18 protein-coding genes are annotated in these 21,582 nt (G+C 67.1%); 13 read left to right on the forward strand and 5 right to left on the reverse strand.

Annotation, left to right across the window (positions count from 1 at the left end):
- Positions 1–41: 41 nt before the first annotated feature.
- Both pfeS and ACM0M4_RS13155 read right to left on the reverse strand, forming a co-directional pair.
- Positions 42–1,382 carry a two-component system sensor histidine kinase PfeS gene (gene pfeS, locus ACM0M4_RS13150; RefSeq protein ID WP_054375795.1) on the reverse strand — a complete coding sequence of 447 codons (1,341 nt, stop codon included), beginning with the start codon at positions 1,380–1,382 and terminating at the stop codon, positions 42–44.
- Complete coding sequence (locus tag ACM0M4_RS13155; RefSeq protein ID WP_054375796.1) at positions 1,382–2,098, reverse strand: response regulator transcription factor; 717 nt, start codon at positions 2,096–2,098, stop codon at positions 1,382–1,384. The genes pfeS and ACM0M4_RS13155 overlap by 1 nt, the downstream gene beginning before the upstream one ends.
- Positions 2,099–2,364: 266 nt before the next feature.
- Here ACM0M4_RS13155 and tssI point away from each other — a divergent pair, with 266 nt between their 5' ends.
- The 4 genes from tssI to ACM0M4_RS13175 all read left to right on the forward strand — a co-directional run bounded on the left by tssI (position 2,365) and on the right by ACM0M4_RS13175 (position 9,750).
- Complete coding sequence (gene tssI, locus ACM0M4_RS13160; protein WP_003158481.1) at positions 2,365–4,434, forward strand: type VI secretion system tip protein TssI/VgrG; 2,070 nt, start codon at positions 2,365–2,367, stop codon at positions 4,432–4,434.
- A gap of 49 nt (positions 4,435–4,483) precedes the next feature.
- Positions 4,484–8,437: a type VI secretion system effector Tse5 gene (gene tse5, locus ACM0M4_RS13165; protein WP_115288768.1), complete on the forward strand. Its 3,954-nt coding sequence runs from the start codon at positions 4,484–4,486 to the stop codon at positions 8,435–8,437.
- A complete protein-coding gene (locus tag ACM0M4_RS13170) occupies positions 8,434–8,625 on the forward strand; it encodes a hypothetical protein (RefSeq protein ID WP_003090543.1) in 192 nt (63 codons plus the stop codon). Before tse5 ends, ACM0M4_RS13170 begins: the two co-directional genes overlap by 4 nt.
- 162 nt (positions 8,626–8,787) lie before the next feature.
- On the forward strand, positions 8,788–9,750 hold the full coding sequence (locus ACM0M4_RS13175) for a threo-3-hydroxy-L-aspartate ammonia-lyase (RefSeq protein ID WP_003090528.1): 963 nt from the start codon (positions 8,788–8,790) through the stop codon (positions 9,748–9,750).
- Between the two features lie 7 nt (positions 9,751–9,757).
- On the opposite strand, the gene ACM0M4_RS13180 is transcribed toward ACM0M4_RS13175, so the two are convergent.
- The 3 genes from ACM0M4_RS13180 to ACM0M4_RS13190 all read right to left on the reverse strand — a co-directional run bounded on the left by ACM0M4_RS13180 (position 9,758) and on the right by ACM0M4_RS13190 (position 13,108).
- Entirely contained in the window at positions 9,758–10,999 is a 1,242-nt protein-coding gene (locus ACM0M4_RS13180) for a dienelactone hydrolase family protein (protein WP_003113399.1), read from the reverse strand.
- A gap of 182 nt (positions 11,000–11,181) precedes the next feature.
- Positions 11,182–12,111 carry a LysR family transcriptional regulator gene (locus tag ACM0M4_RS13185; RefSeq protein WP_003116706.1) on the reverse strand — a complete coding sequence of 310 codons (930 nt, stop codon included), beginning with the start codon at positions 12,109–12,111 and terminating at the stop codon, positions 11,182–11,184.
- A 22-nt stretch (positions 12,112–12,133) separates the two neighbouring features.
- The gene (locus ACM0M4_RS13190; protein WP_054376128.1) at positions 12,134–13,108 is read right to left on the reverse strand and encodes a quinone oxidoreductase family protein; all 975 of its coding nucleotides are present in this window, start codon (positions 13,106–13,108) and stop codon (positions 12,134–12,136) included.
- 225 nt (positions 13,109–13,333) lie between these two features.
- Between ACM0M4_RS13190 and ACM0M4_RS13195 the strand changes: the two genes are divergently transcribed.
- The 9 genes from ACM0M4_RS13195 to ACM0M4_RS13235 all read left to right on the forward strand — a co-directional run bounded on the left by ACM0M4_RS13195 (position 13,334) and on the right by ACM0M4_RS13235 (position 21,338).
- A complete protein-coding gene (locus tag ACM0M4_RS13195; RefSeq protein WP_010793085.1) occupies positions 13,334–14,086 on the forward strand; it encodes a class I SAM-dependent methyltransferase in 753 nt (250 codons plus the stop codon).
- Between the two features lie 591 nt (positions 14,087–14,677).
- Entirely contained in the window at positions 14,678–15,481 is an 804-nt protein-coding gene (locus ACM0M4_RS13200; protein ID WP_003097732.1) for an ABC transporter permease, read from the forward strand.
- Positions 15,471–17,198 (forward strand): GspE/PulE family protein, encoded by a 1,728-nt coding sequence (locus ACM0M4_RS13205; protein WP_003122595.1) that lies wholly within the window; start codon positions 15,471–15,473, stop codon positions 17,196–17,198. The genes ACM0M4_RS13200 and ACM0M4_RS13205 overlap by 11 nt, the downstream gene beginning before the upstream one ends.
- Before the next feature lie 4 nt (positions 17,199–17,202).
- Positions 17,203–18,390 carry a type II secretion system F family protein gene (locus ACM0M4_RS13210; RefSeq protein ID WP_034025297.1) on the forward strand — a complete coding sequence of 396 codons (1,188 nt, stop codon included), beginning with the start codon at positions 17,203–17,205 and terminating at the stop codon, positions 18,388–18,390.
- Positions 18,391–18,443: 53 nt separating this feature from the next.
- The gene (gene gspG, locus ACM0M4_RS13215; protein ID WP_003110089.1) at positions 18,444–18,878 is read left to right on the forward strand and encodes a type II secretion system major pseudopilin GspG; all 435 of its coding nucleotides are present in this window, start codon (positions 18,444–18,446) and stop codon (positions 18,876–18,878) included.
- Positions 18,847–19,257, forward strand: coding sequence for a prepilin-type N-terminal cleavage/methylation domain-containing protein (locus ACM0M4_RS13220; RefSeq protein WP_003097723.1), 411 nt, complete (start codon positions 18,847–18,849; stop codon positions 19,255–19,257). The genes gspG and ACM0M4_RS13220 overlap by 32 nt, the downstream gene beginning before the upstream one ends.
- Positions 19,257–19,682, forward strand: coding sequence for a PulJ/GspJ family protein (locus ACM0M4_RS13225; protein ID WP_003116709.1), 426 nt, complete (start codon positions 19,257–19,259; stop codon positions 19,680–19,682). The genes ACM0M4_RS13220 and ACM0M4_RS13225 overlap by 1 nt, the downstream gene beginning before the upstream one ends.
- Positions 19,679–20,269 (forward strand): PulJ/GspJ family protein, encoded by a 591-nt coding sequence (locus ACM0M4_RS13230; protein WP_054376129.1) that lies wholly within the window; start codon positions 19,679–19,681, stop codon positions 20,267–20,269. The genes ACM0M4_RS13225 and ACM0M4_RS13230 overlap by 4 nt, the downstream gene beginning before the upstream one ends.
- Positions 20,259–21,338, forward strand: a complete 1,080-nt coding sequence (locus ACM0M4_RS13235) for a general secretion pathway protein GspK (protein WP_003097718.1) — start codon at positions 20,259–20,261, stop codon at positions 21,336–21,338. Before ACM0M4_RS13230 ends, ACM0M4_RS13235 begins: the two co-directional genes overlap by 11 nt.
- The last annotated feature ends 244 nt before the right edge of the window (positions 21,339–21,582 follow it).

Consider the following 21,582-nt stretch of genomic DNA (forward strand, 5'->3'; position numbering starts at 1 on the left):
ATTTGAGAGTAAAGCGCATTAACTTTCTAAACACTTCGCCCTCAGGCGGCCGCCGGCAGCCACAGGTGCAGGCACAATCCGGGCTTGCCGTTGCTGGCCCAGAGCCGGCCGCCCTGTAGCTCGATGGCGCGCCGGGCGATCGCCAGGCCGAGGCCGAAACCTTCGCCGGCGCTATCGTCCAGGCGCTGGTAGGGGAGGAAGATGCGTTCCAACTGGTCTTCCGCCACGCCAGGGCCTTGGTCCTGCAGGCGCAGGTGCCAGAAGTCGCCCTCGCGCTCGCCGTCGAGGCTGACCGTGCCGTTCTCGGGCGAGTGACGGATGGCGTTGCGCAGGAGGTTCTCCATGGCCTGGGCCAGGCTGTCCAGGTGGACCTCGACGCGACAGTCGACGCCCAAGCGGCAGGGTAGCCGCGCCGGGTCCCAGCCGCTTTCGAAACAGGCGTCCTCGCGCAGCGCTTCCCACACCGACAGCGCCAGCACCGGCTCGGTGGGCAGTTGCGGGCGCTCGGTGTCCATCCAGGCGAGGTCGAGGGTGTCTTCCAGCAGTCGTTGCATATCGCCGATTTCGCGATCCAGGCGCTGGCGCAACTGTCCCGGCGGTAGCTCGCTGTCGTGGGCGATGCGCAGGCGCGCCAGCGGCGTGCGCAGTTCGTGGGACAGGGTGCGCAGCAGCAGGCGCTGCTGGGCGAGACTCAGGCGCAGGCGCTCGGCCATGTGCTCCAGGGCCTGGGCCAGCTCGCCGAGTTCGTCGCGGCGGGCCGCCAGCGGTGCGGCGAGGGGAGTGCTTTCCAGTTCGTCGGCGCGCAGGGCGTCGGCGCGATCGCGCAAGCGGTTCAGCGGCACCACCAGGTGGCGGTAGAGCAGCAGGCCGAGCAGGGCGGCCAGCAAGGTCGGGACTATGCCGTGGGTGACCAGGTGGGTCCAGGGGGTCAGTCCGCCGGGCAGCAGGCGCTCCGGTAACTGGATTACCAGCCGGCCCTGCTCGGGATGTCCGGGGAACTCGATGCTGACGTACGGCAGTTCGTCCTGCAGGCGCCGGCTCATCGGCCAGTCGAGCTTGCGCATGAAGGTCAGGTGGCTCGACTCCTCGGTGCTTAGCGGCGTGCTGCCGAGGCTTTCCAGGTGCGGTCCGACCAGCGCCACCCAGGTATCTTCCTTCGCCGACAGTTCCTTGCGGAAGCGTTCGGCGCCCGCGGCACCCTCGCTGCGCCAGGCATCCTCCGCCTGCCGCGCGTAGTCCGCCAGGTAGCTGCGGTCGGCCGGGGCGAGGAAGTAGGTGCTGCGCTCCACCGACAGGCCCCAGGTGTAGATCAGCCAGGTCAGCAGCAGGCAGAAGCCGACCTGCAGCAGCGCCAGTTTCCATAACAGCGGGTGCCTGCGCATCAGGGGTGTTCCGTCTCCACCAGTAGGTAGCCCTGGCCGCGTACCGCCTGGATCTGCAGGTGACGGACGGCGACCGCGGCGAGTTTGCGCCGCAGGTTGCAGACGTGCACGTCGAGACCGCGGTCGAGGCGCGTGTAGCTGCGGTGCAGCACGCTCCGGTAGAGGAACGGCTTGCTCAGCGCCTCGCCAGCGTGTTCGCGGAGCGTCGCCAGGAGGCGGTACTCGGATGGCGTCAGCCCCGCCGGAAGGCCCTGGTGGAGCACATCCTGGGCCTGGTCGTCGAACACCAGCCGGGTATCCCGCCGCTGCGCCGACGGCAGGCGGTCCAGTCGTACGCGGCGCAGCAGGGCGTCGGTGCGGGCATCCAGCTCGGCCAGGCTGAACGGCTTCGGCAGGTAGTCGTCGGCGCCGCGGGTGAAGCCGCTGATGCGATCCTGTTCGGCGCCCAGGGCCGACATCAGCATCACCGGCGTGGCCTGCTCGCGGCGCAGCGACTCCAGCAGGGCCAGGCCGTCGAGGCCGGGTAGCATGATGTCCAGCAACACCAGGTCGAACGCTTCGCGCCCGGCGGCTTCCAGTCCGTGCGAGCCATCGCCGCAGACGGTTACGCGGAAGCCGCGCCGGCGGAAATGCGCGTCGAGATCATCGCGTAGGCGCGGGTCGTCTTCGACCAGCAGCAGGCGGGGAGATGGGATTGAAATATGAGAATGATTCACGTTCGTGAATATCTCATTTTTGCCGGGTATCGGGCAATGGGCCAATGCGCCGCAGCGTGCTCGGAGCGGAAATACTTTTCGACAAAGCCGTCGTTGCTTCGGCTTTGGTTCTGGCTTAGGGTCGGCGGGTCCGCAGGAGGCGGGCAGGAGTGTCGTGGCTATTGGCCAGCCTTTCGCGACGGCACTGGGTTGTACGATCATCTGGCGCGCTGCTGGCGCGTTGTTCGGGCCGCCCGCCGCAGGTGACTATCAAGGAAGATTCCCCCATGCTGTTCTCCCAACACACCCGCCTGGTACACGTGGACTCCCCGCTGGGACCCGAGGTCCTGCAACTGCAACGGCTGGAGGGTCGCGAAGAGCTGGGCCGGCTGTTCAGCCACGAGCTCGAACTGGTCTCGAGCAATCCCGCCTTGCCTCTGGATGCCCTGTTGGGCAAGCCGATGAGCCTCGCGCTGGAACTTCCCGGCGGCAGCCGGCGGTATTTCCACGGCATCGTCGCGCGCTGTAGCCAGGGCGCCGGCGCCGGCCAGTTCGCCAGCTACCAGGTCACCCTGCGGCCCTGGCTGTGGCTGCTGACGCGCACCTCCGACTGCCGCATCTTCCAGAACCAGAAGGTCCCGGACATCATCAAGCAGGTGTTCCGCGACCTTGGCTTCTCCGACTTCGAGGACGCCCTGAGCCGCTCCTACCGCGAGTGGGAATACTGTGTGCAATACCGCGAGACCAGCTTCGATTTCGTCAGCCGGCTGATGGAGCAGGAAGGCATCTACTACTGGTTCCGCCACGAAAAGAAGCGCCACATCCTGGTGCTCTCCGATGCCTACGGCGCGCACCACAGCCCGGCCGGCTACACCAGCGTGCCCTATTACCCGCCGAGCCTCGGCCATCGCGAGCGCGACCACTTCTTCGACTGGCACATGGCGCGCGAGGTCCAGCCCGGCTCGCTGAGCCTCAACGACTACGACTTCCAGCGTCCCGGCACCCGCCTGGAAGTGCGCTCCAATGTCGGGCGCGCCCATGCCGCGGCCGACTACCCGCTCTACGACTACCCTGGCGAGTATGTGCAGAGCCAGGACGGCGAACACTATGCACGGACCCGCATCGAGGCGATCCAGACCCAGTACGAGCGAGTTCGCCTGCGGGGATGCGCCAGGGGTATCGGGGCGGGCCATCTGTTCCACCTGAGCAACTACCCGCGCCTGGACCAGAACCGCGAATACCTGGTGGTTGGCGCCGAGTACCGGGTAGTCCAGGAACTCTACGAGACCGGTAATGGCGGGGGCGGCGCGCAGTTCGAGAGCGAGCTGGACTGTATCGACGCCGGCCAGGCTTTCCGCCCCTTGCCGTCGACCCCGGTGCCGGTGGTGCGCGGCCCGCAGACCGCGGTGGTGGTCGGGCCCAAGGGCGAGGAGATCTGGACCGACCAGTATGGCCGGGTCAAGGTGCATTTCCACTGGGACCGCCACGACCAGTCCAACGAGAACAGCTCCTGCTGGATGCGCGTCTCGCAGGCCTGGGCCGGGAAGAACTGGGGCTCGATCCAGATCCCGCGGATCGGCCAGGAAGTGATCGTCAGCTTCCTCGAAGGAGACCCGGACCGGCCGATCATCACCGGGCGGGTCTACAACGCCGAGCAGACGGTGCCCTACGAGCTGCCGGCGAACGCTACCCAGAGCGGCACCAAGAGCCGTTCGAGCAAGGGCGGCACGCCGGCCAACTTCAACGAGATCCGCATGGAGGACAAGAAGGGCGCCGAGCAGTTGTTCATCCATGCCGAGAGGAACCAGGACATCGAGGTCGAGAACGACGAGACCCACTGGGTCGGCCACGACCGGACCAAGACCATCGACCACGACGAGACGGTGCATGTGAAGCACGATCGCACCGAGACCGTGGACAACAACGAGACCATCACCGTGCATGCCAACCGCAGCAAGACGGTCGACCGCAACGAGACGGTCAGGATCGGCATGAACAAGACGGAAACCATCCTCATGGCCTCGTTGCAGAACGTCGGCATGGGGCGCATGGAAAACGTCGGGCTCGGCTACAGCCTGAACGTCGGCATGATGATGAACACCGTGGTCGGGCTGAACCAGAGCACCCAGGTGATGAAGAAGAAGACCTTGTCGGTGGGCGATAGCTACGAAGTGAGCGTGGGCGGCAGCGACGATGGCTCTAAGATCACCCTGGACGGTCAGAGCATCACCCTCGGCAGCCAGCGCATCGAGCTGACCGCCGACCGCGAGATCCTCTTGCGCTGCGGCCAGAGCACGATCCGCCTGACGCCGGGGGAGATCGAGATCCTCTCGCCCAATGTCGATATCAACTGTTGAGCGGCGGGCGGATGTCCTGTCGCGGCTTTTCCCAAGGAAGGATGGATAGATGAGCGGCCTACCGGTTTCCCATGTCGGCGAGAAAGTCTCGGGAGGGGTTATCTCCACCGGCTCGCCCACCGTGCACGTCGGCAGCAGCGCGGTCGGCCTGGCCGACCGGGTGTCCGCCTGCGTGCCGTTGGTGGGCAAGCCGGTCAACCCGATGCTCGGCAGCAAGCTGCTGCCGGAAGAGGTCGATTTCGCCCTGGCGGCGCCGGACACCTTCACCTTCGCCCGTGGCTACCTGTCGAGCAACCCCCGTATCGGCCGGCTCGGCCGGGGCTGGTGGCTGCCGGGCGAGAGCATGCACCTGGAACTGAGCGAAGACGCCTGCGTGCTGGTCGACGCCCAGGGCCGCCGGATCGGCTTTCCTGCGCTGGCTCCCGGCGCCCAGCATTATTCCGGCAGCGAGGAGCTGTGGCTGCGCCGCGGCGGTTCGAGCGGCGGCGAAGCGCAGGCCTGGCGCGGGCGCTGGGCGGCGGTGCCGGCCGAACTGCAGACGCAGGAGGGCTCCGTGCTGGTGCTGTCCGGCCACAGCTACCTGCATTTCCAGCGTTGCCCCGACGGTATCTGGCGCCTGCAGGCCAGCTTCGGCCGCGCCGGCTACCGCACCGAGTTCCGCTGGAGCGGACGTGGCCTGCTCACCGGCGTGCGCGACAGCGCCGGGCGCAGCTATGCGCTGGTCTACCAGCAAGCCTGCGAGCCGAGCGAGGGCGACGACGGCCTGCGTCTGTTCGGCGTGATCCTGGCCAGCCACGACGGACCGCCTCCGGACTACATCGATCCGCAGAGCCCGGGGCTCGACTGGCTGGTGCGCTACCAGTTCAGCGACAGCGGCGATCTGATCGCCGTGCGCGACCGTCTTGGCCAGGTGGTCCGGGTATTCGCCTGGCGCGAGCACATGCTGGTCGCCCACGGCGAACCGGGCGGGCTGGAGGTTCGCTACGAGTGGGATGTCCATGCTCCGCACGGGCGGGTCGTGAAGCAGATCGAGGCGGGCGGCCTGACCCGTACCTTCCGCTACCTGCGCGATGCCACCGAGGTCAGCGACAGCCTCGGCCGCGTCGAACGCTACGAGTTCGCCGGCGAGGGCGGGCAGCGGCGCTGGACCGCGCTGGTCAGGGCCGACGGCAGCCGTAGCGAGTTCGACTACGACCTGTTCGGCCGCCTGGTCGCCATGCGCGATCCGCTGGGACGGGAGACGCGGCGCCGGCGCGATGGCCAGGGGCGGATGCTCGAGGAGGAGTCGCCGGGCAAGGCGCGCTATCGCAAGCGCGTCGACGAAGAGACCGGGCTGCTGGTCGAGCTGGAGGACGCGATGCAGCGCCGCTGGACCTTCGAGCGCGACGAACGGGGCAATGCGACGACGGTGCGCGGCCCGGCCGGCAGCACCCGCTACGCCTACGAAGACCCGCGCCTGCCCGACCGGCCGACGCGAATCGTCGACCCGCGCGGCGGCGAGCGGCGCCTGGAGTGGAACCGCTTCGGCCTGTTGGCCGCGTTGACCGATTGTTCCGGCCAGGTCTGGCGTTACGACTACGACAACGAAGGACGTTTGGTCGCCAGCAGCGACCCGCTGGGACAACTGACCCGGCGCCGCTACGACCCGCTGGGGCAACTGATCGGCCTGGAATTGGCCGACGGCAGCGCCCTGAGCTATGAATACGACGCCCTTGGGCGGCAGACCCGTATCGCCGATGCCGAGGGGCACGCCACGCTGTTTTCCTGGGGGCACGGCGATCTGCTGGCGCGGGTTTCCGACGCCGGCGGCGGCGAATTGTCCTACCTGCACGACGAAGCCGGCAGGCTGGTCGCCCTGACCAACGAGAACGGCGTCCAGGCGCAGTTCCGCTACGACCTGCTGGACCGTCTGGTGGAAGAGACCGGCTTCGACGGTCGTCGCCAACGCTATCGCTACAACGCCGCTGACGAACTGATCGCCCGCGAGGATGCCGACGGTCGCGAGACCACCTATGCCTACGACCGCGACGGCCGCCTGGCGAGCATCCGGGTTCCCGCCACCGAGCACGCACCGGCCCTGGTCGAGCGTTACCGCTGGTTGGCCGACGGCCGCCTGGCCAGCGCCGGCGGGGCGGATTGCGAGGTGCGCTACACGTACGACGAGGTCGGTAACCTGCGCCTGGAAAGCCAGGTACATGCCGACGGTTGGGTCTACAGCGTCGAGCACAGCCACGACGCGCTAGGCGTGCGCCAGACCAGCCGCTACGGCGACGCGCCGCCGGTCGCCTGGCTGACCTATGGCCCGGGTCATCTGCACGGCGCGCTGGTCGGTGCGGTCGAGCTGGCCTTCGAGCGCGATGCCCTGCACCGTGAGGTGCGTCGCGACGCCCGCCGCGACGGGCAGGATGACGCGTTGTTCACCCAGGAGCGCCAGCACGCGCCGCTGGGACGCCTGCAGCGCAGCCGCCTGCGTCTGGCCGGCGGTTTCGACTGGCAGCGCGGCTATCGCTACGACGGACTTGGACAACTGGTCGGCATCGACGACAACCAGTATCCGTCGGTGCGCTACGAATACGACCTCGGCGGTCGCCTGCTGGCCAGCCGGCGCGCTGGCGCGGCGGCCAGCACCTACCGCTACGATGCCGCCGGCAACCGCCTGGAGGGCGTCGGCGAGTACGCGCGCGAGGACGCTCGCCAGGCATTCGCCGAGAACGAACTGTACCGCTCCGGTTTCAGTCGCTCCGAGACGCGCGCGAGCCAGGCCGGCGAAGGCCCGGCGCGCTGGGCCGGCAACCGCGTGGAGAGGATCGCCGGCAACCGCTATCGCTTCGATGCGCCGGGCAACCTGGTCGAGCGTATCGGCGCCGACGGCGAGCGCCTGCGCCTGGCCTACGACGGCGCGCAGCGCCTGGTCCATCTGACGCGCGATTACGCCGACGGTACGCGGCTGGAGGCGCGCTACCGCTACGACGCGCTGTCGCGACGGATCGCCAAGGTGGTGCTGCGCGACGGTGTCGAGCAGCAGGTGCGCTTCGGTTGGGACGGCGATCGCCAATGCGCCGAAGCCTTTGCGCGGGAACTGCGCACCACCGTTCACGAACCGGGCGGTTTCGTCCCGTTGCTGCGCCTGGAGCAGGCCTGCGAGCCCGATCCCCCGGAGCTGCTGCAACTGCGCCAGGCGTTCGCCGCCGAAGGCCAGCCGCTGCCGGCGCAATGCGTGCCGGCGCTGGGCGAGGCGCGGATCGCTTTCTTCCACACCGATCACCTCGGTACCCCCCTGCAGCTGAGCGACGAACGTGGCCAACTGCGTTGGCAGGGCGTTCCGGACGACTGGCGGGCGGTAGCGCCGGAACGACAGCCGGGTGCGCAGCCGATCCGCTTCCAGGGGCAGTACCACGATGAGGAAAGCGGCCTCTACTACAACCGCTACCGTTACTACCTGCCGGAAGCCGGGCGCTATGCCAGCCAGGACCCGCTCGGCCTGGGCGGTGGCCCCAACCCCTATGCCTACGCGCTGAACGCGCCCACGCTGGCCTACGATCCCACCGGCCTGATCATCCCGCTGGTGGTGATCGGCGCCTTCGCCGCCCGCGCCGCGATCGGAGCGGCGCTGGGCGCCGGCATCGAGCTGGGGATGCAGACCGGCAAGCAGGTGCTGGGGCAGATGAAGGACAATTGGGACAGCGATCGCGACCTCACCGATATCAAGTGGAAGTGCATCGACATCAACTGGAAACACGTCGGCGCCTCGGCGGCCATCGGCACCGTGGCGCCGGGCATGCTCAGCACCGGCAAGACCGTGGTGCAGTCCGCCAAGGCGATCAGGACCCTTTCCGGACAGGCGGCCAACACCGCCAACCGCGCGGCCAAGCTGGCCGCGCGCAAGGCCGCCCATGCCGATACCATCAAGAAGGCCGTGGCCACCCAGGCCGCCTGGCAGACGGGCAAGCAGATCGTCAAATGCCCGCTGAAGGACGAAGAAGAGGAGTGCCCGCCGCAATGATCAAGCATTACCTGCTGATGACCCTCGTCTGCATACCGCTGGCGTTGCTCTATGTCTGCCTGGAATGGTTCTTCGGCAACACCTGGGTGACCGTCGGGGTGTTCTTCGGCGTGCTCGTCGTGCTGCGCCTCGGGCTCTACCTCTACCGCCGCTCGAAGGGCATCAGGGACGGCTACCTGGACGAGTGAGGCCGACCCGGCATCGCGGAGCATCGACCCATGCAGGGCCTCTTCGTCAATGGCTCCGCCAGTCTTCCGCCGCCGATGCTGTCGCGCAGGCGCTGCTGGCGGCGTTCGCCTGGTAACCTGGTGACCTGCCTGTCTTCTTTGCCAAGGTCCGAGGAGCCGACCATGCACGACCTGCCTACCTACGACGATGTGATCGCCGCCGCCGCGCGGATCGCCGGGCATGCCAACCGCACGCCGGTGATGTCCTCGCGTACCCTCGACGAAGAACTCGGCGCGGAAGTCTTCTTCAAATGCGAAAACCTGCAGCGCATGGGAGCGTTCAAGTTCCGCGGCGCCTTCAACGCGCTGTCGCGGTTTTCCGCCGAGCAGCGTGCCGCCGGGGTGGTGGCGTTCTCCTCCGGCAACCACGCCCAGGCCATCGCCCTCTCGGCGCGCTTGCTGGGGATCCCGGCGACCATCGTGATGCCGGCCGACGCGCCGGCGGTGAAGATCGAGGCGACCCGTGGCTACGGCGGGCAGGTAGTGCTCTATGACCGCTATACGGAAGATCGCGAGCAGATCGGCCGCGACCTGGCGCAGCGCCATGGCCTGACCCTGATCCCGCCCTACGATCACCCCGACGTGCTGGCCGGGCAGGGCACCGCGGCCAAGGAACTGTTCGAAGAAGTCGGTCCGCTGGACGCCTTCTTCGCGCCCCTCGGCGGCGGCGGCTTGCTCTCCGGCTGCGCCCTGGCGATCCGCGCGCTGGCGCCGGCCTGCCGGATCTACGGGGTGGAGCCGGAGGCCGGCAACGATGGCCAGCGTTCGCTGCGCAGCGGCGCCATCGTGCATATCGATACGCCGCAGACCCTCGCCGATGGCGCCCAGACCCAGCATTTGGGCAATCTCACCTTCCCGCTGATCCAGCGCAACGTCGATGACATCCTCACCGCCAGCGACGCCGAACTGGTGGATGGCATGCGCTTCCTCGCCGCGCGGATGAAGCTGCTGGTCGAGCCCACCGGTTGCCTCGGCCTGGCCGCCGCCCGCCAGCGCAAGGACGAATTGCGCGGCAAGCGGGTCGGGATCCTGCTCAGCGGCGGTAACGTCGACCTGGCGCGTTTCTGCGCCTTGCTCGGCGGCTAGCCGGCCGCTAGAGGCCGAGTCCTTCGCTGGCTGCCCAGCGCGCCATCAGGCGGTTCGACGGCAGGCTTTCGTCGAGCAGCTTGCGCGCGCTTTCCACCCCCGCGACCGGCAGGCCCTGCGGGTCGAGCAGGCCGATCTGCACCAGCACGCCGGCCTGGTCCCAATAGATGTGCTCGTGGTAAAGGCGGTCGCCGCGAAAGCGCACCACGCCGAGCATGGGGATTTCCACGAAGCGCCCGGTGGGTGGGACGCCGGGCAGCAGCCAGTCGATCTCGCAGCTGTGGGTGAAGCGCATGACGAACTCGTCGACCACCTGCAGCGCCCCCACCGTCCGCGAAATCGGCGTGAGGGTCATGTCCGGCGGGTTGCCGTGGATGAAGTGATGGCGGTAGAAGCGGCTCAGTTCGCGCTGGCCTACGCCGCCGGTGAGGGTCGGGACATGGTTGACGTAGGGCTCGGCGACCATGGTCGCCATGGTCGCGGCGACGTCGCGGGTATCGAACTCGTGGCGCACATGCTCGTCCCACAGCGCGGAGAGGTCGAAGTTCGGCCCGATCTCCCGCTTCAGGGCGGCGATGCTGCGTTCGTGAGCCATCAGGTAGGCCGGTTTGTCGAAGTGCATGCCGCCGACGCGGGCGAAGGCGTGATCGACGCCGGGGTAGAGGTACAACTCGGTCTTGGGCAGGTTGCGCAGGCAGGGCAGGATCGCGTCGCGGGCCTGCTGCGGGCAGTAGGCGTCCTGTTCGGCGAAATGCAGCACCAGCCGGCCCTTGATCTGTTTCGCCTCGTCGAGCAGCGCCTCGATGCCCATGCCGTAGTAGCCCACCGAGCAGGAGACGTCGGTGCGCGTCGCGGCGAGGTAGGCCAGCTTGCCGCCCATGCAGAAGCCGACGAAGCCGATCCCGGCGTGGACCACCTCCTCGCGTTGGCGCAGGTGCTCGATACAGGCGGCGATGTCGTCCACCGCGGCGTCCAGGTCGATGCGCTGGAACAGCTCGATGGCCTTGGCGAAGGCCGCTTCGTCGTAGCCCAGGTCGACCCCCGGCTGCAGCCGCCAGAACAGGTCGGGGACCAGGGCCACGTAGCCCTCTTCGGCGTACAGGTCGGCCACCGCGCGCATGTTCGCGTTGACGCCGAAGATTTCCTGACCGATCACCACGCCCGGCCCCTTGCCGCTGGCGGGGAGCGCGAGATACGCGTCGAACCGGCCGCTGCCGTCGGACGCGGCGATGCTGACGTACTGTCCCATGCCTGGATTCCTCATCGGGTTGTTGTTGGAGTGGGAAAACGGGAAAGCGAAGCGAACCAGCCTAGTAGGAACCGGTCGGCGGGTCATTGGCTATCCGCATGCTGGCGGGAGGGTATCCGGATTGTCCGGGAGCGAGGGGCGGGAGGCGGCGCGCTCCTCGGCGAGCCGCTCGCGGATACCGCTCAGGCCCGCTGGCGCTGCCAGGGCGGGCCAGCGGCGAACCGCGCTTCCACCCATTGGCGGAACGCGCTGGCCGCCGCCGTGGCGTAGCGCGCCGAGGGGCGCACCAGGTAGACGCCGGCGTCGGCGTCCAGTTGCCACTCCGGCAGCACCCGTACCAGCCTGCCGGCTTCGAGGTCGCGGCTCATCAGCCACTCGCCGGCGGCGAAGATGCCCAGGCCCTGGCGTGCGGCGCAGAGCAGGGCTTCGTTGTCGTTGCTGACCATCGAGCCGCGTACCCGCACGGGCTGCTGTTCGTCCTGGCGGGTCAGCTTCCACTCCGGGTACGAGTGCAGTCCGCTGAAGCCGAGGCAATTGTGTGCCGCCAGGTCGGCCGGGATACGCGGTACCCCATGCCGCTTCAGGTAGTCGGGAGCGGCGCCGAGGATGCGCCGATGGGCGCACAGCCGCCTGGCCACCAGGCGGCTGTCGGCCAGTTCGCCGACCCGGATCGCGAGGTCGAAGCCTTCCGCGATGATGTCGACGAAGCGCTCCGAATAGTCGGTTTCCAGCACCACCTGCGGATGCGCCAGGGCGAACTCCGCCAGCAGCGGACCGAGCCAGAGCCGGCCCATCGCCGACGGCAGGGCGATGCGCAGGCGTCCGCGCAGTTGCGCGGCGCCCAGGCTGGCTTCGTGCTCGGCCTCGTCGAGCAGGTCGACGGCCTGGCGGAAGCGGCTCGCCAGGCGCTCGCCTTCATCGGTGAAGCGCAGTTGCCGGGTGGTGCGTTCGACCAGGCGGATGCCGAGGCGACGCTCCAGTGCGCCGAGCCGCTTCGAGAGCACCGAGGGATGGCGTTGCAGGGCGCGGCCGGCGGCGGCGAACGAACCGTGCTCGGCCAGGGCCAGGAGCGTGGCGACTTCATCGGCCTGCCGGCTGTCGAACGGTTGCATGCATGCGCCTCTTGCGGGTGGGTCAGGGCAAGAGTACCAGCGCGCCTTGCGAGCGTCCCTCCAGCAGATCGGTATGCGCCACGGCCGCCTCGGCCAGCGGGTAGCGCCGCCAGACCTGGGGCTGGATGACACCGTCTGCATGGGCGCGCAGCACAGCCTGCGCGCGTAGCCGGTATTCCTCCGGGTTGGCGGTGTGGGCGGCGAGCGAGGGACGGGTGAGGAACAGCGAACCCTTGGCGTTGAGGGTGGCGACTTCGACGGCTGGCGGCACGCCGGAGGTAGCGCCGAAGGACACCAGCAGGCCGCGCGGACGCAAGCTGTTCAGGGATGCCTCGAAGGTAGCGCGACCGATGGGGTCGTAGGCCACATCGACCTTGCGCCCGGCGGTCAGCTCGGCGACCTGGGCGGCGAGACTGGCCGCGTCGAACACCAGCACCTCGTCGCAGCCGGCAGCCCTGGCCCGCTCGACGCTTTCCGCCTTCGACACCACGCCGATCACCCAGGCGCCCAGGTGCCGGGCCCAGGCCGCCATCAACTGGCCGACGGCGCCCGCCGCGCCGTACAGCAGGATGCGTGTGCCGGGCCCGACGGGGTAGGTGGCGTGCAGCAGGTAGTGCGCGGTGATGCCCTTGAACAGCAGCGCCGCCGCGTCCTCGAAAGCGAGTCTGTCGGGCAGCTTCAGCAAGCGCTCGGCGGGGTAGAGCCGGGCGCTGGCATAGGCGCCCAGCGGGCCGGTGGCATAGGCGACGCGGTCGCCCGGCGCCAGTCCGGAGACTCCCGGACCCAGCGCGGCGACCACTCCGGCGCCTTCCAGGCCGAGGCCGGACGGCAGCGGAATCGGTACCGCTCCCGAGCGCTGGCCGAGGTCCAGCGGATTGACGCCGATGGCGGCCTGCTCCAGCCAGACCTCGCCGGGGCCCGGTTGCTGCGCCTGGACTTGCTCCAGGCGCAGGACCTCGGGGCCTCCGTTTGCGTTGAGGGTGATGCGACTGGGCATGGCGGTCTCCTTGGCTGCGTTCGTCGTTCCGGCAGTCTAATGAAGCATCCGGGGATGACCAGGTAGGTTCTTTGCAGTTGATTGCTGCACCGCATGCAGTAGTGAGACGGTGCTCCAAGGTGACCGAAAGTCGTGTTTCCGTATCGACAGGATTCGCCTAATGTAAGGCGGCAGCCTGGACGGCCATGGTCCCTGTGGTCGCCGGGATCATTTCGGGAGAGTCCCATGACGGCACCTTTCAAGGATCATTTCTCCACGGGTTCGGCGAACTACGCCGCACATCGTCCGACCTACCCGGCGCGGTTGGTCGACGAGCTGGCCGCGCTCTGCCCCGGCACCCGCCTGGCCCTGGACTGCGGCTGCGGCACCGGACAGCTCACGGTGCTGTTGGCCGAGCGTTTCGAACGGGTGGTCGGTACCGACGCCAGCGCCGCGCAGATCGACAAGGCGCAGGCTCGCGAGCGGGTCGAGTATCGCGTGGCCCTGGCCGAGGACAGCGGACTGGCGGCGGCCAGCGCCGACCTGGTGACGGTCGCCCAGGCCGCCCACTGGCTGGACCTGCCGCGCTTCTACGAGGAAGTCCGGCGTGTGGCCCGCGCGGACGCCATCCTGGCCCTGGTTACCTATGGCGTATTGCATGTCGACGGACCCATGGAACCGCTGGTCCAGCACTTCTACCACCAGGTCGTCGGCCCCTACTGGCCTGCCGAGCGGCGCCACGTGGAGGAGGGCTACCGCAGTCTGCCGTTCCCCTTCGAGGAGCGTCGCCTGCCGGACCTGGCCATCGAGGTGGCCTGGACCCTGGACGAACTGCTGGGCTATGTCGGTACCTGGTCGGCGGTGAAGGAGGCCGGCAAGGCCCTTGGCCAGGATCCGGGCGCCGCGTTCGTCGATGAGCTGCGCGAAGCCTGGGGCGACCCGCAGACGCGCTATCGGGTCAGTTGGCCGCTGACGGTGCGCGCCGGGGTGATCCGCTGAGCCATCGGACGCAATCCGAAACTCAACCATGACGGCGGGGAGAGCGCCGATCGCGTCCGCCTGCCGTCTACGCAGGTCGCTGCAACCCCTTGGCAGCCGCGGCGTCGCTTGAGCGCGGGCACAGGGGGCAGGTGGTGCGCCGAGTCGTATTCGTCGAACTCGCCATGCCGCCCCAGGCCGGGTCGGCGTGCAGGTTGCCAGTTCCTGGCGTACGGGGCGCTCAGTGCGTGCTTTCGTTTCACTGAGCGAGGTTTTCCAGCGCTATGAAGAAATCGCCCCGATTGCAGGATGAGTCTTGCTTTCGTCCCGGTTTCCCTGCCGCTGGCTGCTGAATCGAGGGTGCACTCCGCGCAGTCCGGCCCCTCACCTTGAGAGCCGTTGCCATTGTCGGGGTTACCCACGTGCTTTCCAGCAGGTACGGAGCCGATGGGAGATCGAGTTGGCGAGAGTGCCGGCTTGCTCCGGCCTTCTGAAGGCTCTTCTTGAATCAGAAAAACCTTACGCCAGAAGTAGTGGGGGCTGATGGCCCCGCTCGCTTCGATCCTTCATGGTTAGCGGGTTCTGTTCTTCTTCGCCGTGGAGAGTTTTTCTGTGAGTGGTTCCCTCTTGGTACCGGCCAGTCTCGCCAGTCGCATCAGGCTCCTGCTGGTCATGACCCGGCGCGAGGTCGAACTGCGTTATCGCGACGCCATGTTGGGCCGCATCTGGATCATCGTCTCGCCGTTCCTGCTCTTGCTGATCTATACGTTTGTCTTCGGCTTCGTGCTGAAGTCGCGCTGGGGTGGAAGCCAGAGCACGCTCTCCTTCGCCTTGACCCTGTTTTCCGGACTCCTGCTGAACGGGATCCTCGCTGAAAGCCTGTCCAGGGCCCCGACTATCATCCAGGCCAACGCCAACTACGTGAAGAAGCTGGTTTTTCCCCTGGAGATACTCCCCCTCACACCGCTGCTGGCCGCTTTCTTCAACGCCATGCTCGGCTACCTGGTGCTCTGTATCTTTCTTCTCTTCAGCGGCGTCGAGCCAGGCTGGCAACTGGTTCTGCTACCGCTTGCCCTGCTCCCCTTCCTGCTCTGCGTGACGGGGCTGGCGTGGTTCCTCGCGGGGCTCGGGGTCTATGTTCGCGACATAGGGCAGTTCGTCCAGTTTCTCCTGGTGCTTCTGCTATTCATCAGCCCGGTGTTCTATCCGCTGTCTTCCTTGCCACCGGTAATGCAGCCCTACCTGTACCTCAATCCGCTGACGATCCCGGTGGAAATGGTCAGGGCGATCCTTTTCGATGCTCCCTATCCGACCCTTGGGGTCTTCAGCGTTTATTGCGTTGCGTCTCTGCTGGTCTGTTCATCGGGCTTCCTCTGGTTCCGTCGGGTTCAGGAAGGTTTTGCAGATGTCCTCTGAGGCCGTTTCCCCGGGCCCGCAGATGACGGCCGAGTGGATACCGCTGGGGCAGCGTTTGCTCGAACGCGGGTTGGTGAGCGGCCAGGAACTCGAGCGGGCGCTCGACCTGCAACGCCGGCTTGGCGGCCGTCTGGGAGGCATTCTCGTGCGTTCCGGAGCCATCTCGGAAAATACCCTCATGCAGGTGCTGGCGGAGCAACTGCGGTTGCCGCTGGTGGGGGACGACCTGCGGAAGCCGAGCGAAGAGTCCATCGCCGCATTCCTGCTCAGTACCCCGATCAATACCGACTGGTTCGTCGAAGAGCAACTGGTGGTCTGGGAGGAGGGCGAGCAACTGCTGTTCGCGGCGCGTGATCCGTTATCTCCTTCGATACGCGAAACCCTGGGCTATTTCTATCCGGAGCGCTCGATTCAAGCAGTGCTGTGCCGCTCCCAGGATCTGGACGGCTGGTTGGAGCACTCCCTGGACCTGGCCCGGCAAGGTGCGGATCGGCACGCCTACGGCAGCGAAGACATCCGCTACCTGCGGGAGTTGGCGGAGGAGGCGCCGGTAGTCGAACTCGTCAACAACGTGATGAGCCAGGCCATGGAAAAGCGTTCTTCGGATATTCACATCGAACCCCGGGAGTTCGACTTCCGTATCCGCTTCCGCGTCGACGGCGTCCTGCACGACCAACTGAGCCTTCCCCGCGAGCGATTCGCGGCGGTCGTCTCGCGGATCAAGCTGATCTCCGCCATCGACATCGCGGAGCGACGGTTGCCGCAGGATGGACGCATGAGCATCCGGGTCAGCGGTACGGAGCTCGACGTGCGGGTCTCCACCTTGCCAGGGGTGCATGGCGAATCGGTGGTCATGCGCCTGTTGCCGAAGGAGCGCGAGGGGTTGCGCCTGGACCGGCTCGGGATGCTCCCGGACCACTTGCGGAGGATGCGTGCATGGGTAGCGGAACCCCACGGCATCATCCTGGTGACCGGCCCCACCGGATCGGGCAAGTCCACCACGCTCTATGGCGCGCTGGAGGAAATCAATGATGGCGTGCGCAAGCTCATCAGCGTGGAAGATCCCGTGGAATACCAGGTGCCCAATATCACCCAGGTCCAGGTCCATGCCGACATCGGCCTGACCTTCGCTGCCGCCTTGCGCTCGATCCTGCGGCAGGATCCCGATGTGATCATGATCGGGGAGATACGCGACCTGGAGACGGCGGAGATCGCCGTACAGTCCTCGCTCACCGGTCACCTGGTGCTTTCGACCCTGCATACCAACGATGCGGTGAGCGCCTTCACGCGTTTGATCGACATGGGCGTGGAACCCTTCCTGGTGGCTTCGCCGGTGCGCGGTGTCCAGGCCCAGCGACTGGTGCGCAGGTTGTGCGCCCACTGCGCGGAACCTTGCGAGCCAACCCTTGCTGCGGCCGATCTGGCAGCGACCCAGGCGGCCACCGCGCGGCTGTTCCCGGGGCAGGCAGCGCAATGGCGCGTGGCGCGAGGCTGCGGCCGCTGCGAAGGTACCGGCTACAGCGGCCGTGTGGGCATCTACGAACTCGTCGATCTGTCTTCCGAGATGCGCGACCTGATCGTGCAGAGAGCTTCCCTCGAACAGATGCATCGGCTTGCCGCCAGCCAGGGACAGCGCAATCTGCGTGAAGATGGCTTGATCAAGGCCTGGTTGGGTATGACCAGTCTTGACGAGGTGCATCGCGTGACCAGCGGCTAAGCCCATGAATTTCATCTACCAGGCCGTCGATCGCAAGGGCAGGCGCGTTCGTGGCGAACTCTGCCTCCCCACGCGCCAGGATGCGCTGCGGCAGTTGCAGCGCCAGGGGCTCACCCCGCTCAGCCTGGAGGTGAAACGCCGCAACCTGGGCTCGCGACGTCGGCTCAAGGCCGAGGAATTGAACATGGCCATCCACGAGCTGGCCACCATGCTCGCGGCGGGAGTGAGCATGGCCGACGCGGTGGAGGCTCAGGAGCGAGGCGCGCGCCACCCGAAGTTGATTACCGCCCTGCAGGCGATGGCCAATGGCCTGCGCCAGGGGCAATCCTTTCCCGTGGTGCTGGAGAGCGCCGGCCTCGACTTGCCGCGCTATGTATATCAACTGGTGGCGGCCGGCGAGATGACCGGAAACCTCGCAGGAGCCTTGAGGGACTGTGCCACGCAGATGGAATACGAATGGCGAACCCGCGCCGAGTTGCAAGGGGCGCTGATCTACCCTGCGATTCTGGTGCTCAGCGGGGTGCTCGCCGTGGCGACCCTGTTCGTCTTCGTCGTTCCGAAATTCGCCAATCTCCTGAACGAGACCGCCCAGCTCCCGTGGCTTGCCTGGGCAGTGCTGAGCATCGGGGTATGGAGCAACGAGAGTTCCGGCTTGCTGGCGTTCGCCGTCCTGCTGCTTGCTGGCGGCATCGCCGTGGCGCTGCGCAATCCGGCGCTCCGCGCCCATGCGCTCGACCAGTTGGTGCGCCTGCCCGTAGTCGGGGAATGGTTGATGCAGGCGGAAATAGCGCAATGGTCGAAGGTGCTTGGAACCCTGCTGGGAAATCGTGTGCCGCTGGTGGAGGCCCTGCTGCTTTCCGCCGCTGGCGTCCGCATTGCCCGGCAGCGCCGGACCCTGGAGCGAGTCACCCAGGATGTGCGGGCCGGCATCGCCTTGTCGGCAGCGTTGGAGGAGCGCCAGGCGGTCACGTCCATCGGTTCGAGCCTGGTGCGGGTTGGAGAGGCTTCCGGGCAGCTCGCGGAGATGCTGCAGAGCCTGGCGACGCTCTATGGAGAGGCCGGGCAGGCGCGAATGAAAAAGGCCCTGGTACTGATCGAGCCTTTGGCGATCCTGCTGATCGGCTCTGTGTTCGGCCTGATCATTACCGGCGTGGTACTGGCGATTACCAGCGCCAACGACATGGTGCTTTGAATGCCGGGTATCGATGCCGCGGCTGGTTGGATGAGACGTGAAGTGGAAACCGTATGAACAGAGCTGCACAACAGGGCTTCACCCTGCTCGAGATGATTGTGGTGTTGGTGATTATCGGCATGCTGATGGGGCTCGTCGGGCCGCGACTGTTCAATCAGGCCGACAAGGCGAAGGCGCAGACGGCGGATACCCAGGTGAAGATGCTCAAGGGCGCGTTGCTCACCATGCGCCTGGACATCGGCCGGCTGCCGACCGAAGAAGAAGGCCTGGCGCTACTCAACACGCCGCCTTCCGATGAACGTCTCGGGGCCTTCTGGCACGGGCCCTACCTCGAGGGCGGCGTACCGCTGGACCCCTGGAACCGGCCTTACCTGTACAGCGACAGGCCGAGTGCCGAACAACCCTTCACTCTCTACAGCCAGGGCGCGGATGGGCAGCCCGGTGGGAAAGGCCTGGATGCCGATGTCGGTTACGCGCCCAAACGTTGACCAGGCCGCGTTCACCTTGCTCGAACTGCTGGTGGTGCTGGTGATCGTCGGGGCCATTGCTGCGGTGGCGTTGCCCGGCCTGGTGAGGATGCAGGAGACCTGGGCGCGCAGGACCGCGCTGGACGATCTGTTCAATCAATTGCAGACCTTGGGCTATCGCGTGCGCAGCGATGGGCGGGAGCTGCTCATTGGTGAGAGCGGGGCGGTTCCCGAGCAGTTGCTGCGACTGCCCGATGGCTGGACGGTTACTGCTCGGCCGCCGATACGTTACATGGCAAACGGAGTTTGCCTGGGCGGAAAGTTGCAGGTCCATCATGGGCGCGCGACACATACGCTGCTGCTTCAGCCACCCCTCTGCGCGCCCGGGACGATCCGCTGATGCCGGCGCGGCAGGAAGGCTTCACGCTCCTGGAGGCGGTGGTTGCGCTGACGCTCCTGGCAGTGGTCGGCGGTGCGCTATTCGCCTGGCTCAACAGTGCCTTTCGGAGCATGCAGCGGGTCGAGGCGGCCGAGCTGCGCATCGAGACGGCCCGGGTGGCGATGGCCTATCTGGAGCGCATGAACCCTGCGCTCGAACCCGCAGGCAGGGCCCGGCTGGGGCATTACCGGCTGGAGTGGCGAAGTTCGCCGCTGTCCGCGTCGAAAGCGGCGGTGGGCCGCCATAGCGGCAGTCCGGGCATCTACGACGTGACCTTGTTCAGGGTCGTCGCCAGCATCCGGGCCGGCGATGGAACGCCGCAGACGCTGCAACTGGAGCTTCCCGGGTACGTGGTCATCCCAGCGCGACTGGGTGATGGACCATGATCCGCTCGCGACGAAAACAGGGTGCATTCACCCTGCTCGAGATGATCGTGGTGCTGCTGGTCGTTTCCTTCATCGGCACGTTGCTCATGCAAGGGTTGAGCTATGCCAGCAAGGCCAACCAGTCCTTGCACCAGAGCCTGGGGCGCGGACAGGTCCGGGCGCTGACCTTCGATTGGTTCCGTGATGCGATGGAGAACCTGGTCGCTCCCGAGGCTGGCGAGGTCCGCTGGCGTCTGCGAGGGGACGAACTCAGTTTCGAGGCCATGTCTGCCGCGGCCCTGGATCGCCGTGCGGGCATCCCGACGCCCTTGGCCTTCCGGCTTGAGCGGCGGGCAGGAGAGGACCGGACCGAGTTGATCTATGTGCGAAGGCTGGAGGACAGTCGCTGGCCCCTCCTGCATCTGCGCGGCGAAGCTCGCTTCCGCTATCTGGACGGTCACGGCCAGTGGCACCGGGACTGGCCGCCGAGCGCGCAACTGGCCGATACCCTTCCCGAGGCGATGGCACTGGCGGCTCCCGAGGAGCGTCTGTTTGTCCTTGTCGCGGTCGCACTGCCCAGAGCGAGGCCCGCCGAACATGATTTCTGATGGCGCACGCCGACATGCGGCGTCTGCCCGCTCGTCTGGCTTCGTTCTGGTCGGAGTGGTCTGGTTCCTGGCCATCATGACCCTGCTGGCCAGTGCCGCTGTACTCTGGGTCGGGCGCTCGCTGGATGCCACGGAAAACCGGCGCAAGGTGCTGCTTCGTGAGCTGGAGGAGCATGCCTTGCTGGCGCGGGTCCAATGGCTGGTGGCTACCCAGCGCTATACCGTCGCGGGCCTGAGCGTACCGGGAAATGCTGGCGCCGCGCCGAGCAAGGTGGACATGGACACTTCGATCCTGCCCATTGGCGGGGAGCTGCCTCTGGATGGCCGGGAGTTCTGCATGGCCAATGGCTGGTGCGTTGCGCTGCTCGATCGCTCTGCGCGCCTCAGTCTTTCCGGCATCGATCCGCGGGTACTGTCCAGGCTGCTGGCGGGGTTGGGGGTTCCCGCCGAGCAGGTGCAGGTCATGGTCGCCCAATGGTTCAGCTATCTCTATCCCGGCGCCGCTCCACGACTGGGTAGTGCCGCGCAAGCCAGCGACAGGTCCTCTCCGGGCCAGGCCCGGCGCCGTCCGTTGCGCTCGGTGATGGAAGTCTTCCGGCTGGAGGCCTGGCGCCCCTGGGAAGCGCATTTGCTCGACGCCGGTTGGCGCGATCTGGTTGCGGCGGACGAGGCGGCGCTGAACATCAACACTGCGGATGCCCGAATCCTGTCTCTTGCCTGGGGACTACCGGAGGACGCTGTCGGCCGACTGCTGCAAGCCCGCTGGCAGCGTCCGTTCACCCGGATGTCGGACCTGCATGACATCCTCGGGGGTCATGCGAGGCTGGTTCCCGAGGATGGATGGGCGCGCCTGGCCAGTCCGGTCCTGTCGATTCGGCTCTACCCGCCAGGAGCCGAGCAGGGGACGGAATACGAGGTCCGCTTCAACTCAGAGCACCGCCTGCTGCCACCCTGGCAGCTTCTCTCGAAGAGGTCCGTGAAGATAAATGATCGCTACTCGAATCCTCCGCTGCATCCCGATATCGCCCCCGGGGTTCTTGCCGCCCCGCTTGTGGCAAGGCCGTGGTAAGGATGGCCGGGCGCAGCTTGAGTGGGTACGTAGAGGTACAGGGTTGGCGCGGCGCGCCCCAGCGCAGTGGATCGTGGATCGGGCGTGGTGTGTCTATCGCTGTCTCGATCTCAATCATGTGCCGCGCTCTGACCGGTATCAGGCACTGGCGTTGAAGCTTGCCGCCCTGGCGCCTTTTCGCCGCGCGGGCCATTACGTAGCCTGGCGGGGTGGCCATGCTCTGGTCTGGTTCTGGGATGAGGAG

Origin of the sequence: Pseudomonas sp. 18-147, assembly GCF_051048045.1 — a bacterium.
GTDB classification, from domain to species: domain Bacteria; phylum Pseudomonadota; class Gammaproteobacteria; order Pseudomonadales; family Pseudomonadaceae; genus Pseudomonas; species Pseudomonas aeruginosa.